This window comes from Salipaludibacillus daqingensis (assembly GCF_029891575.1).
GTDB classification, from domain to species: domain Bacteria; phylum Bacillota; class Bacilli; order Bacillales; family Salisediminibacteriaceae; genus Salipaludibacillus; species Salipaludibacillus daqingensis.
Window position 1 is genome coordinate 159,721 of record NZ_JARZHF010000008.1, and the last position, 13,318, is coordinate 173,038.

Below are 13,318 nucleotides of genomic sequence, written 5' to 3' on the forward strand. Positions count from 1 at the left end.
CACTAGTCACATCTACTAGTGACCCTTCTTTTGCGATTTCAACTAACTAGGGGCACTAGTCACATCAACTACTGACCCTTCTTTTGCGACTTTAGCTAACTAGTGGCACTAATCACATCAACTACTGACCCTTCTTTCGCGATTTCAACTAACTAGGGGCACTAGTCACATCAACTAGTGACCCTTCTTTTGCGATTTCAACTAACTAGGGGCACTAGTCACATCAACTAGTGACCCTTCTTTTGCGATTTCAACTAACTAGGGGCACTAGCCATATCAACTAGTGCCCCTTCTTTTGCGATTTCAACTAACTAGGGCACTAGTCACACCAACTAGTGCCCCTAACTCATTAGTATTTGGCTATTTCATTTTTGCTTCTATCTGTTCAATCGGTTTTACATTTCCATAGACAGGTTTTGTTCTTGGTGTAGGTGCGGCCCAACGCACAGCATTTTTGATAACTCGCTGGATTTCTTCATTATGATACGTAGGGTACGTTTCATGTCCTGGTCTGAAATAAAATACCTTTCCTTGCCCTCTTCGATACGTGCATGCACTTCTAAACACTTCGCCACCTTCAAACCAACTCATCATAAGTAACTCATCTGGTGCTGGAATATCAAAGTGTTCCCCGTACATTTCTTCTTTTTCCAACTCGATGTATTGTCCTATTCCATCCATAATCGGATGGCTCGGTTCAACAACCCATAACCGCTCTTTTTCATCTGCTTCACGCCACTTCAAATCACAGGACGTTCCCATTAGCTTTTTAAAAATTTTAGAAAAGTGCCCTGAATGTAAAACGATCAAACCCATTCCGTCCAGCACTCGTTGCCTTACTTTCTCCACAATAGTATCATCCACTTCATCGTGGGCCATGTGTCCCCACCATAGTAATACTTCTGTATTATTTAACACCTCATCTGTTAAACCGTGCTCCGGTTCATCGAGCGTTGCCGTGTTTACGTCAAGCGACTCCTCTTTCAAAAAAGAGGCAATGGCCCCGTGAATCCCTTCAGGATAAATATCTGCTACAACAGAATTTTGCTTCTCATGACGGTTTTCATTCCATACTGTTACTTTCATTTCTTATCTCTCCTTATTCGAATTAAGCAAACGTTTTCACTCACCATTCAAGTTTAACAGAAAAATGCGTAAACGTTTACTCACACTCAAAACTTTTTCCATATATAACTTTATACCTATTTTTAAAATCGAGTAATTTGATAAGTTGTTGTCATTTCTAAGCATTAAAAGGGGAATTAATTCGCCTTTTGCCTTATACTAATAGTAACTTAACATTCCGCCCCAAAAAAAACAGCTTGTGTGTTCACTATATAGAAAAGGACTGTAGACCTATGAGAGAAGTTCTCCTCCCGATTATCATTTATATTTTGCCGCTTTTTATTTTATTTCATATGGCCGTTGATGTTTTTCAAAGAAACCCTAAACGAACGGAGAACCGGTTACTTGCCATTTACTTTGTCTGTTATGGAATGCTATTTCTAGAAGAGTACATCCGCCAGTTGGTTCCTATAGAATATAGTCCCGCATTGGTCACATATTGGTTTGGAAATGCTGGTATTTTAATCCCAAGCCTGTTTTTTCATTTCACGTTCAAGCTGGCCGGTTTTGATAAAAAGATGCCTAAATATTTATATCCGTATATTTTTTATGTCACACTTATTCCGATTCTGTTGACATTTATTTTCCGAGAAAACATCATGAACAGCCAAGATTTTGTTCAAGTTGGAATGTGGATTTACCCAGAGTTTAATTCAGCATATATCATGACATTAACTATTGCTAATTTCTTCAGTGCCTTTATTATCGGTTTTATGGTCTATTTGCACCGACGAAGCGCTTCAGAAGCAAAAAAACAGATGTTTACGCTCCTTATCATTGTCGCTTTCATCGCTTTTATTTGGAATATTATTTTCGGCTACTTCGAATTTCGTGGAGTGATGCCTCCATACCCGTATATATTTGCCGGTCTATTCTGGGCTGTCGCCTTAGGATATGCGACGAGAAAATTTGATTTCCTTGCTTCTTACAATAAACGGTTTGCTACTTTGTATAATTTAAATCCTGCATCCATTATTCTTGTTAATAAAGATGGAATCATAGAAAGTTCCAACCCAGCTGCAAAAAATTTGTTGCATGTCGATTCCTTAAGCAATCAATCGTTCCATCAATTTTTTCCTGACAAAAAGAAACAAACGTGGTTGGATCACTTCAAACGACATTTTTCTGAAAACGAAAAATTTTATGAGTTTGAAACTAAACTTCAAACGAGGGACGGCATTGAGAAATACGTGTTGATAGATGGTGACTACGTGTTTATTGATCAAGAACCTCATAACATGTTGATTATTCGTGATGTGGATGAGAACAAAGAAGCAGAAAACACGATTCGTTTCCTTGCCTATCATGATGCCCTGACCAAGTTACCTAATCGCCGTTACTTTTATGAACAAGCTCCTTTAGTCATTTCAAAACAACATCCATTAGCCATTGTCGTTATCGATTTAGATGGTTTCAAGCTAATCAATGACACCTATGGCCATCAAACCGGTGACCATTACTTGATTCATACGGCGAAACTTTTAGAACACAGCATCAAGAATTCCGGTATGGCTTCGAGAGTCGGTGGTGACGAGTTTTATATGTATTTCTCTTATGAAACTCAACCAGAGGTCATTGCATTTGCTACAAACTTGCTTGACTTATGCAAAAAACAACCGTTCCAAGAGAATGATGTTTCGATTCCAATTCACATTAGCATGGGAATTAGCCTTTCCCCTAACCATGGGAATGACTTAGAAACGCTAATCCATAAAGCTGATCAAGCGATGTACCAAATGAAGCATAATGGCAAAAATGGTTACCATATCTATTCTAAAAACTCTTGAACTAACTTATTTTCTTGAGACAGGCAATGCTGTTTATTTTAAGGATTGAGTTTCGCTGCCATGCGTGACTCTAGCACGAAGAAGTCACCATTACTGATGTATTCCATCCTCGTTATAAGAAAAAGCAGTTCTAGAAAGGTGAATGAGATTCATCTTCCAGGACTGCTTTTTTATTTGTAGAGCACGATTGCCAGCATTCCATTTGAAGGAAAAGTAGCTATTTGTGAAACTTTTCGTTTTGTTGCTCGTATGAAAAGAAGGACCTATTTTAAAGGAAAATATTGGAGGAGGCATCATAATGTTCGAAATCGACGTATCAACATCTCGCTCTCATCTTATTATTCAATGGCAACTATCGAATATAAAAGTGCCTATTAAAGAAATTACTGAAATAAGTCATGATGACAGCTACGGTGGAGTGAATCAACCAGGGATTAGAATTGGGACACCTTCTGATTCAACGGATCGTTTAGTAATTAAAACACCCTCTAGAAACTTCATTCTATTTACTTCAAAGGGACCTCAGCTGGAAAATAAATTGAATTCTATCATGAAATCTTTAACGAAGCCCTAAATACTTAATGGGCTTCTTCTTCATTTATTAGAAAAACTTGTTAAATTTCTTTTCTTTTATTTGAGTCTCTCTTCGATTTCACATTTAATAGAAAGTTTACGGAAAAGGTAGCCAATAACCCTATCCAAAAAATAACTGTAGAAGATAACACCTCGTTGTCATTCAGATAAATATAGATTGTATCGACAAATAATAGTATAAGAAAAGTATAAAAGCCAAAAATAGCTGCTTTTCTCCAATTCTTATCTTCAACTTCTGTACTATTTCTGAAAAACACGTTAATCTCCTCCTCTTGAGTTTTCCCGCAATCATGATCATTTACCATTTTATTTCGCTAAAGAGTTAGCTGTTTCCTGCTCTAATCTATCTATTTTTAAGTTAATGAATGGGGAAAATCTATTTAAACCACAAAAAAAACCGCGCCACTAAAGTGAGCGGTTTGTCTGGTATTAGCGCTGTTCAAGTCTTGCAATTCTTTCATCTAAGTCAGGGTGAGATGAAAACAACTTCATCATACTCCCTTTCCCACTTATCTTCATCGTTTGGATTGCTGAATCGTCGGTACGATCCTTTACGGTTGCTCGATTTACGTGTGTTTTCAGTGAGCGAAGAGCATGAGCCATTTTATCTCGACCAGCTAAGTCAGCTCCCCCGCGATCGGCGTGAAATTCTCTGTGTCGGGAGTAAGCACTGACAACAATGCTTCCCAATATGGAGAATAAAATTTGGAAAATGATAATCGCCGCAAAACGAACAACAAATTGCATTTCAGAACGTACTAAACGTGATACAAGAATCGCAGCGATCCTTGAGAGGAATACGACAAAGGTATTCACAACACCTTGCAATAACGTCATCGTTACCATGTCACCATTGGCTACGTGCGCCACTTCGTGAGCAATAACACCTTCAACTGAATCGTCATCCATATTTTGCAATAACCCTGCAGATACACAAACGAGTGACCGTTTTTTCGAAGGTCCAGTAGCAAAAGCATTTACTTCAGCTGATTGATAAATTCCAACCTCCGGCATATGCATTAAACCAGCAGCTCGAGAAAAACGATGAACCTTCTCCACTACAGCACGTTCTTGCCGAGTAAGTTGATCATCTGGATCTAATACTTTTACCTTCATCATTTTCTTTGCCATCCAGCGTGATAACGCCAATGAGATAAAAGAACCCCCGAAACCTATGAGCAAACTGAAGATCATGAGAGTAGTATAATTAATTCCTAATCCACCACTACCATCTTGAATAGATGGATCAATGTTTGTAAATGTTGTGATAAGTGTCCATGCAATCACAAGTGTTGTCATTACAAGTATGTTTGTAATAATAAAAAATAAAACTCTTTTTCCCATTTCGTAAGCCTCCATTTTCATGATGTACTCGTACATTTTACCATGATTCTATTAATATGAAAGTAAATAGATTAAAATGTTAAGATATCTCGTCTGTTAAAACTCCAAACTACTTTAATTAGAAACAATGCCAGCAAATCTATCCCTATTTTTCTTTAAATCTTTTCCATAGTTCGCGAGTTTTTCTATAATGTCATATCTCATATTGACGAGAATGATCGGTTGTTATTTTAGCACGATAAAAGACTGAGCTACAATCACCCAGTCTCTATCTATTTTATGAAATACTTCGTTATATAGATATTTTCAACTATTTATCTCAAAAATGGAAATGTTTTATAAAACTAACGAACAATCGGTTTATTTGCTAATCGATTTTGTACCATGTCGTTTAATTCTTCGTCCGTAATATCTCTAAACGTACGGAACTTATATCCTTCTTCTTTATAGAATTCGATGACTTTCGGTAGAATATCTGCTGTCGCTTGGTTAGGTGCCGTGTCGTGAAACAGTGCTACGACGAGATCTTTGCCTCGCGAGGAATGTTTGATTTGGTCTAGCATTGCTTCAGGTTGTTTAGAAAGCCCTCCAGCATCTCCTGAGGAAACGTTCCAATCAATGTAGTGATAGCCACGCTCTTTTATGTCTTCCGTCAACCGAGGCATAAACTGCTTCCCACCATAGTCAAAAGAGCTATGATTGGATGAACCCCCAGGAAAACGAATAATTTTCGGTGCTTCAAAACCTAGAACATTTTCATATGCTTCTTCTGCTAATTCTAAATCATTATAAAATCGATCAAAACTCTCATATATTGCATAATCGTGCGTATAAGAATGTGTTAAAATCATGTTTCCATCATAATACGTTCGTTGTGCAATTTCCGGGTGTTTTTCCATCCTTTGCCCGATCGTAAAAAAAGTTGCGTTCACATCATATTCATTTAATGTGTCAAGAATATCTGGAGTCGTTGTCGTTGGTCCATCGTCAAATGTTAAAAAAACTTTCTTGGACCCATCAGTTTCTGGGATATTCACAAATTGGTGATTCGACTGGTTCGACTCCGATTCATTAGACGAATTTGAAGATGTTTCATTTAGTTGCCTTTGCAACTCATCTAACTCTTCTGTTTTTTCTGTGTTGGATTCTTCTAGACTGGAAATCTCAGCTTTTTTTTCATCTAATCTACTTTTTAAGTGTTCATTTTCTGCCTCTAATTCCTCCAATGAAGCTATTTGCTTCTCAAACTCGTCGATCTCTTTCTTTGAACGTTGAAGGTCTTCTTTTAATTGCTCTATTTCCTCTTCAGACTGTAAAACATCTTGTTCTAGTCGTTTCAATTCTTGTTCACTTTCTTGAAGATTTTTCTCCATCAATGTTCTATCATCAGTATGAGATGCCTTTCCAATCCAAAAAGATGTACTGATTAAACTGAATAGGAGTATGAGTGCTAAGACAACTTTAAAATAACGATTTTTCATCATCTTTGTGTCCCTCCTCTCCTGCCTTGTTACTACATTAGACGTGATGAGTAAGGGATTTGTTACATATAGTCGAAAATTAGGACAAGTCCGCGAATAAAATAAAGCCATTCGAGTTCATGTTTTACCTCGAGTGGCTTTATGGCTCATTCGTTATCGATCCTCTTTTATTTCTAACGGATCCATCGTTTCGTCTAACGGAATTCCTTTTTCTATTTTTAGTTTCTCCAATTCAATTCGCCGCTCTTCTACTCTTAACTCTTTCTCTTTATACTTGTATTTCTTCTTACTTTCATATCCAATATATAAATAATAAATGGCAACAATAATGACGATATAAAACCAAAAATCCATCTGTGTATTCCTCCTTTATCTCTTCATTTCCTGCATATATTATACCATAATTTCCCGTCTATGTAGGTCCGTTTGCTCCTTTATTGTCGGCGTTTCATCTCGAAAAAAATGACGATCATTTGTCTAGTAGACAAGTGATCGCCTTGTTTTTATAATTATCCATGAGTATACTTTGGCGGTGCATCCGGAGTAGTATCAATCGCGTAGGCATTTAGTGGCAAAGTCATCATAACTGTTACTGCCAAAACAACAAGTACTTTTTTCATAATAGGAACAACTCCTTAAGATTTTATCTTATTGTTACATAATTCATCCTCATATGCTTCGGGCAATATATTTAATATTCTGAAAATAATACGGTATTATAATGAATATACTAGTGATTTCTCACGTGGTTATTAACATATTAATATTTTTATAGATGGAGATGGTCAAATGGACTATTTATTAGGTGAAAGAATCAAAGATTTACGAGAACATTTACATATATCACAAAAAGGTCTTTGTGAAGGGATTTGTACGCAAGGATTGATTAGTAGAATTGAAAGAAACACAGCTACCCCGACAGCCCCTTTACTCCATCAACTCGCTCTTCGGTTAGGTGTCGACTTGAACTATTTCTTTGACGACATCTCTCGAAACGGGATCAATTATGTGAAAGAAACGATACGCAATATCGACAGCCAAATTCGTGATCACAAATATGAAGAAGTCATGCAAACGGTCCATTTAGAGAAAAAGAATCCTCTTTTTAGAGAAAAACATTTAAAGCAGTATTTGTTATGGAGAGAAGGAATTTGTGTCTTTCATATGTATGACGATAGTGAACGAGCACTGAATATCCTTGATCAAGCTCTTCAACTACAGCAAGGGAATGAGAGAAATTATACAGAAACAGAAATGGATATTTTAGCTTCAAAAGCAATCATCTATAGTATCATCAATAAACTTGATGTTGCTGCTGATATTTACAAAATACTTTTAACTCATATAGAATCTCTATCCATGCTCAAACAAAACCGGTTAATCATTCGAATCTTATTTAATGCGAGCAGAAATGCGTATGACAGAAAAAAATATCGTGAATCGTTGTTTTACGCTGATAAAGCTATCAAAATTTGTTTAGAAGAAGAACATCTTTACTTGTTAGGTCAACTATATTTCCAAAAAGGTTGCTCGTTATTTGAATATGATCGTGCCTATAAGGAAGAAAGTCTTGAATTGCTGCATAAAACGTTATGGATATATGAATTAAATCCCGTCCCTGAATTAATCGAAGACTTAAAAGAAGAAATCAATTACATTCAAAATAGTCAATAATCTTACCTATTTTGAATGTCTTTGTTAAGGTTTTCATCCTTTCGTTTTCAAAAAATATTAATAAGTTAATATTCTTTTTCGTATCCTCTCCTAAATCTAAGGTGTCGTGGATGAGAAAACAGTTCATTGTCCGCATAGACTCAAATTGAAGTTTTATTATTTAGAATTTTTAGATTACTATAGTTCTAGACTAAACATCATGCAACCAATCACCTGTGAATGTTTGGTACATACAACCTATAAGGAGAGGATTACATTGAAAAAGTTATTCTTATCATGGATCGTAGTTACCCTTATTCTTTTACCTAGCCAAGTTGGTCTTGCCGCTGGTGAAAAAGATGACGCAGATGACTATCTCGTAAAATTTAACGGACCTGCACAAAAAGGATTAGTACAAGCCTTTGGAGTAGATGACGAAGATATTATTCACGAATATGAAAACTTACCAGTCATGCACCTTCATTTAACTGTTAATCAAGTGAACGCTTTAGAGAGACATCCTCAAATTGAAACTGTCGAAGAAAACGGTGAAGTGGAAGCATTGGGTCAAGAGGTTCCTTGGGGTATCCCTCATGTTCAAGGCACCGCTGCTCAGGACCAAGGGTTCACTGGCGAGAACGTAAAAGTAGCTATTCTGGACACTGGTGTAGACAACACTCATGAAGATTTGGCGGCTAACGTGAAAGGCGGACACTCCGTTTTTGACGATGCTGACAACAGCGATCCTTATTTCGATGCAAACGGACACGGAACACATGTAGCAGGTACGGTTGGTGCCGTTGATAACGACTTAGGAGTGATCGGAGTTGCTCATGAAGCGGACTTATATGCTGTAAAAGTATTAAATAATGATGGAAGTGGAACATTAGCAGGTATTGCAGAAGGAATTGAATGGTCCATCAATAATGATATGGACATCATTAATATGAGTTTGGGCGGATCACAAGGTTCTACGATTTTAGAAGACTTTAGCGACCTAGCATACGATGAAGGTGTCCTTGTTGTTGCTGCTGCAGGTAATAGTGGAAACAGAGGTGGAAATAACGATACAGTTGGTTATCCTGCCAATTATGATTCAGTCATTGCTGTAGCGGCAGTTGATGAAAATAATAACCGCGCTACGTTTTCCAGTACTGGTCCTGCTGTTGAATTATCTGCACCAGGAGTAGACACATTAAGTACGACACCAGGGGATAATTATGCATCATTTAATGGAACATCGATGGCTTCTCCCCATGTCGCAGGTGTTGCAGCTCAAATACTACAAGCAAAGCCTGATTTATCGAATGTTGAACTTCGAGCGCTTCTCCAAGAGACAGCTCAAGAGCTTGGCTCATCTCACCAATATGGCCATGGTCTCGTTCAATCATTGGATGCTATTGAAAATTAACAGTTAGCTTATATGAGTCCCTATCTTGATTGATAGGGACTTTTTTAGTTTTTCAGCGCTTCTGATAGTACCTCACGCATGGAAGTAAGGCGCTATTATAACTCCTTCGATCTCACACTGGTTAGCACGATAAAATTACTTTTTTCAAAAAAACACTTAGAGCAAATAGCCCTAAGTGTTCAAAATCGAACCTTTATGGAAGTTACTTATCGAGACATCGACAAATATCAATCATTCTGATTAAATGACACCTTGCATGACCATTGTATCGGCCACTTTAATAAATCCAGCAATATTAGCACCAACCACTAAATTACCAGGTGCATCATACTCTTCCGCTGCTTTCATACTATTGCGGTATATATTTTTCATGATGTCATGTAGTTTTGCGTCGACTTCTTCAAAAGACCAAGCTAAACGTGCACTATTTTGTGCCATTTCCAAAGCTGAAACAGATACTCCACCTGCATTCGCAGCTTTTCCTGGAGCGAAAAGAACGTCACTGTTTAAGAACATTTGAACAGCTGCATGAGTTGATGGCATATTAGCTCCTTCACCAACAGCTACAACACCGTTTGCAACTAAAATCTTGGCAGCCATCTCATCTAATTCGTTTTGCGTTGCGCAAGGAAGAGCTATGTCACAAGGAATGGACCAAATCCCAGCACAATCTTCAAAGTAATGTGCTTCAGGATGAATCGTCACGTATTCGCTAATTCTTTTACTCTCCACTTCTTTCAGTTGCTTTACCGTCGCAAGATTAATACCATCCTTATCGTAAATATATCCGGCTGAATCACTACACGCGACAACTTTTGCCCCTAACTCCATTGCCTTTTCCATGGCATAAATGGAAACGTTCCCAGATCCAGATACAGTTACTGTACTTCCTTCAAAGCTTTTTCCTTTTTCTTTCATCATTTCTTCCACAAAGTATACGGTTCCGTAACCTGTGGCCTCTTTTCGAGCCAAGCTACCACCAGAGTCAATGCTTTTTCCTGTTAATACTCCAGCTTCATAACCGCCACGCATCTTTTTGTATTGACCAAACATATAGCCGATTTCTCTTGCACCAACACCGATATCACCTGCTGGAACATCGACATCTGCGCCAATATGTTGACTAAGTTCTGTCATAAAACTTTGCGTAAATCGCATGATTTCCATGTCTGATTTTCCTTTAGGATCAAAGTCCGCTCCGCCTTTTCCACCACCGATTGGTTGACCAGTTAGAGAGTTCTTGAAAATCTGTTCAAATCCTAAAAACTTGATGATACTAGCATTAACGCTTGGGTGGAATCTGAGTCCACCTTTGTATGGACCAATCGCACTGTTATACTGAACTCGGAAGCCTCTGTTCACTTTAACGTTGCCTTGATCATCAACCCAAGGTACTCTAAAAGAAATGATTCGCTCTGGTTCAACGATTCTTTCTAAAATGCCCTGCTTCATATAGACAGGATTTTTTTCAAGTACGGGCATTAATGAATCAAAAACTTCTTTCACCGCTTGATGGAACTCACTTTCATTGGGATTTCTGTCCTTAACGGTTTGATAAACGCCATCAACATAAGCTAACACGTCTTGCGCTTGCTCAACTCTTTCTATGGTTTTCATCTTCTCAGCTCCCTCGTTTCATGTTTCTATAAATTAAAATGGACAAATTGTACATTTATATTAGATTCTCACTATTCAGTATTTTATAATTAAGTTAATCATCTAATCAATATCAATAATCGATAGAATCAATGCTTATTTGAGATTGATCTTTTTGGAGGAAAAACGATGGAAATGAGACAGATCCAATATTTTATAGAAGTAGCGAACCGAGAGCACATGACAGAAGCCGCTGTGGCCTTGCATGTCGCCCAATCAGCGGTAAGTAGACAGATCGTTAATTTGGAAAATGAATTAGGAGTGGATTTGTTTATTCGAGAAGGTCGAAGAGTAAAATTGACTCCTCTTGGTAAAATTTTTCTTAAAAGAATCACCCATGCGATGAACGTCATTGATGATGCCACTAGAGAAGTGAAAGAATATTTAGATCCTGAAAAAGGAACGATTCGCATTGCTTTTCCAATCAGTTTAGCAGCTCATACGCTCCCAACAGCTATTTCTTCGTTTCGAATGTACTATCCAGAAGCGAAATTTCAGTTGAAACAGGGTCTTTACAATGACTTGATTGACGGTGTAGCATCAGGTGATTTCAATATGGCTTTAATCGGTCCTGTACCAATGGAAGAAAAAAAAGTAAACAGAAAAATTTTATTTACTGAAAATGTCGTGGCCTTATTACCCATTCACCATCCACTTGCCGATCGTGAAACGTTAAGATTACGGGAGTTAAAAGACGATCCGTTTGTGTTATTACCAGAAGGTTTTGTTTTTCGCGATATCGTCATCAATGCTTGTAAAGATATTGGTTTCGAACCTCAGATTGCTTTTGAGGGGGATGATATTGATGCGTTAAAGGGGCTTGTTTCAGCAGGGCTTGGCGTTACGCTAATGCCAGAGGTGACACTAATGGAGAGTTTGTCTCGTTCAACAGTGAAAATACCTCTTGTCGAACCAAATGTTACCCGCACCGTCGGGGTGATTACACCTAAGGAGCGGGTACTATTACCAACTGAGCAGCTTTTTTATCAATTTCTGCAAGATTTCTTTGCTCGTTTAAGTTATTTCAAAGAGTGAAAGGTATGTGTCTATCGAGACCCTGTGCTTAATGTCCATTGGATACGACCGACACTCGTTCATTGACCCACGATACAACATCTTCATAGACTTCCTCTTTATTTGTTTCATTTAATAGTTCATGCCTTCCGTCTTGATACAACTTACATTGCACATCTTGTAACTTTGCCACTTTGTAAAACTTACTCAATTTTTTAACTAAACGACCGTAATTTCCAACAGGATCTCGATCCCCTGCGATGATAAAAATAGGAAGATCTTTTGGAATTTTAGCTAACCGCTCTTTCACGTATAGTTGGGAGAGACCTTCGAAAAAATAATAGAAAAATCCTGAAGTAAATAACGTTCCACAATACGGATCATCTTCGTATTTCCTCACTTCATCACGGTTTCGACTTAGCCAAGCAAATTTCGATTGGCTGTCTTTAATCCTTTTGTTATAGCGGCTAAAACTTAAGTAATCAAGAAGGCGACTTTGATTTCTTTCTCCAAAAAGGTATTTTTCAATCGAAGCTACCTTTTTTCCAAGAGAAACTTCAATCCCCGTTCTTGCTGCTGAACCACACAAAACGACGCCCGCCACGTCCTTACCGTATCGAATGATAAATTCTTGTGCGAGGAATGAGCCAAAACTGTGCCCGAAAATAACGATCGGTAATTGTGGATGCTTCGACCTAATTTCCTCCATAATCGCGTGTTCGTCTTCCACGATTTGGTTGAATCCGTCTTCCCCAATATATCCAAGTTCCTCAATGCTTTCTGCTGTTTTTCCGTGTCCTCTATGGTCGTCTGCAAACACGATGTATCCTTGACGATTTAAATGCTTTGCGAAATTTTCATATCTCTTTGCATGTTCTGCCATTCCATGAAAAATCTGAACGACTCCTTTCGGCTCGGAAACTTCCTCCCAACAATAAACAAAAACGTCTGTTCCGTCAGACCCTTTTATTAAAAAGCTTTCGTTCGAATCCTTTTTACTCATCTTTTTAACTCCCCTTTACTGCAAACTTCAGATACTATTGAGTCATCTTATAGTCTCTATTTCTAGTAGTATTCCTTAGTAGTATAACATCCATCTCTTCACAAAATTTCCACTATCATTTAACAATTGTGTTCACAACAGATCTAGTATCACCAATTTTTTACAGACACTAAATTGTCACTTACATAACGAAAACTTGATGACAGATGTCACTATTAATATCATTCCTCATTGATACAATAAACGATAA

Annotated in this window: 12 protein-coding genes; 5 read left to right on the forward strand and 7 right to left on the reverse strand. The window is 37.7% G+C overall.

The window, feature by feature from the left end:
* Positions 1–360: 360 nt before the first annotated feature.
* Positions 361–1,086 (reverse strand): ThuA domain-containing protein, encoded by a 726-nt coding sequence (locus QDN89_RS16065; RefSeq protein ID WP_280771183.1) that lies wholly within the window; start codon positions 1,084–1,086, stop codon positions 361–363.
* A gap of 272 nt (positions 1,087–1,358) precedes the next feature.
* Between QDN89_RS16065 and QDN89_RS16070 the strand changes: the two genes are divergently transcribed.
* The gene (locus tag QDN89_RS16070) at positions 1,359–2,912 is read left to right on the forward strand and encodes a histidine kinase N-terminal 7TM domain-containing diguanylate cyclase (RefSeq protein WP_280771184.1); all 1,554 of its coding nucleotides are present in this window, start codon (positions 1,359–1,361) and stop codon (positions 2,910–2,912) included.
* Between the two features lie 298 nt (positions 2,913–3,210).
* Complete coding sequence (locus QDN89_RS16075) at positions 3,211–3,486, forward strand: SunI/YnzG family protein (protein WP_280771185.1); 276 nt, start codon at positions 3,211–3,213, stop codon at positions 3,484–3,486.
* A gap of 40 nt (positions 3,487–3,526) precedes the next feature.
* Here QDN89_RS16075 and QDN89_RS16080 read toward each other — a convergent pair whose 3' ends face one another.
* The 4 genes from QDN89_RS16080 to QDN89_RS16095 form a co-directional block, all read right to left on the reverse strand.
* Positions 3,527–3,763, reverse strand: a complete 237-nt coding sequence (locus QDN89_RS16080) for a hypothetical protein (protein WP_280771186.1) — start codon at positions 3,761–3,763, stop codon at positions 3,527–3,529.
* Positions 3,764–3,935: 172 nt separating this feature from the next.
* Positions 3,936–4,850 carry a protease HtpX gene (htpX, locus tag QDN89_RS16085; protein ID WP_280771187.1) on the reverse strand — a complete coding sequence of 305 codons (915 nt, stop codon included), beginning with the start codon at positions 4,848–4,850 and terminating at the stop codon, positions 3,936–3,938.
* 344 nt (positions 4,851–5,194) lie between these two features.
* Positions 5,195–6,334, reverse strand: coding sequence for a polysaccharide deacetylase family protein (locus QDN89_RS16090; RefSeq protein ID WP_280771188.1), 1,140 nt, complete (start codon positions 6,332–6,334; stop codon positions 5,195–5,197).
* Positions 6,335–6,484: 150 nt separating this feature from the next.
* Positions 6,485–6,685 (reverse strand): hypothetical protein, encoded by a 201-nt coding sequence (locus tag QDN89_RS16095; RefSeq protein ID WP_280771189.1) that lies wholly within the window; start codon positions 6,683–6,685, stop codon positions 6,485–6,487.
* A 435-nt stretch (positions 6,686–7,120) separates the two neighbouring features.
* On the opposite strand from QDN89_RS16095, the gene QDN89_RS16100 reads away from it, so the two are divergent.
* Together QDN89_RS16100 and QDN89_RS16105 are read left to right on the forward strand one after the other, a co-directional pair.
* Positions 7,121–8,005, forward strand: coding sequence for a helix-turn-helix domain-containing protein (locus tag QDN89_RS16100; protein ID WP_280771191.1), 885 nt, complete (start codon positions 7,121–7,123; stop codon positions 8,003–8,005).
* 256 nt (positions 8,006–8,261) lie between these two features.
* Entirely contained in the window at positions 8,262–9,395 is a 1,134-nt protein-coding gene (locus tag QDN89_RS16105) for a S8 family peptidase (protein WP_280771192.1), read from the forward strand.
* Between the two features lie 240 nt (positions 9,396–9,635).
* Here QDN89_RS16105 and gdhA read toward each other — a convergent pair whose 3' ends face one another.
* Positions 9,636–11,012, reverse strand: coding sequence for an NADP-specific glutamate dehydrogenase (gdhA, locus tag QDN89_RS16110; protein WP_280771194.1), 1,377 nt, complete (start codon positions 11,010–11,012; stop codon positions 9,636–9,638).
* A gap of 168 nt (positions 11,013–11,180) precedes the next feature.
* Here gdhA and gltC point away from each other — a divergent pair, with 168 nt between their 5' ends.
* The gene (gltC, locus tag QDN89_RS16115) at positions 11,181–12,086 is read left to right on the forward strand and encodes a glutamate biosynthesis transcriptional regulator GltC (RefSeq protein ID WP_280771195.1); all 906 of its coding nucleotides are present in this window, start codon (positions 11,181–11,183) and stop codon (positions 12,084–12,086) included.
* A gap of 28 nt (positions 12,087–12,114) precedes the next feature.
* Here gltC and QDN89_RS16120 read toward each other — a convergent pair whose 3' ends face one another.
* Positions 12,115–13,068 (reverse strand): alpha/beta hydrolase, encoded by a 954-nt coding sequence (locus tag QDN89_RS16120; protein WP_280771196.1) that lies wholly within the window; start codon positions 13,066–13,068, stop codon positions 12,115–12,117.
* Positions 13,069–13,318 lie beyond the last annotated feature (250 nt).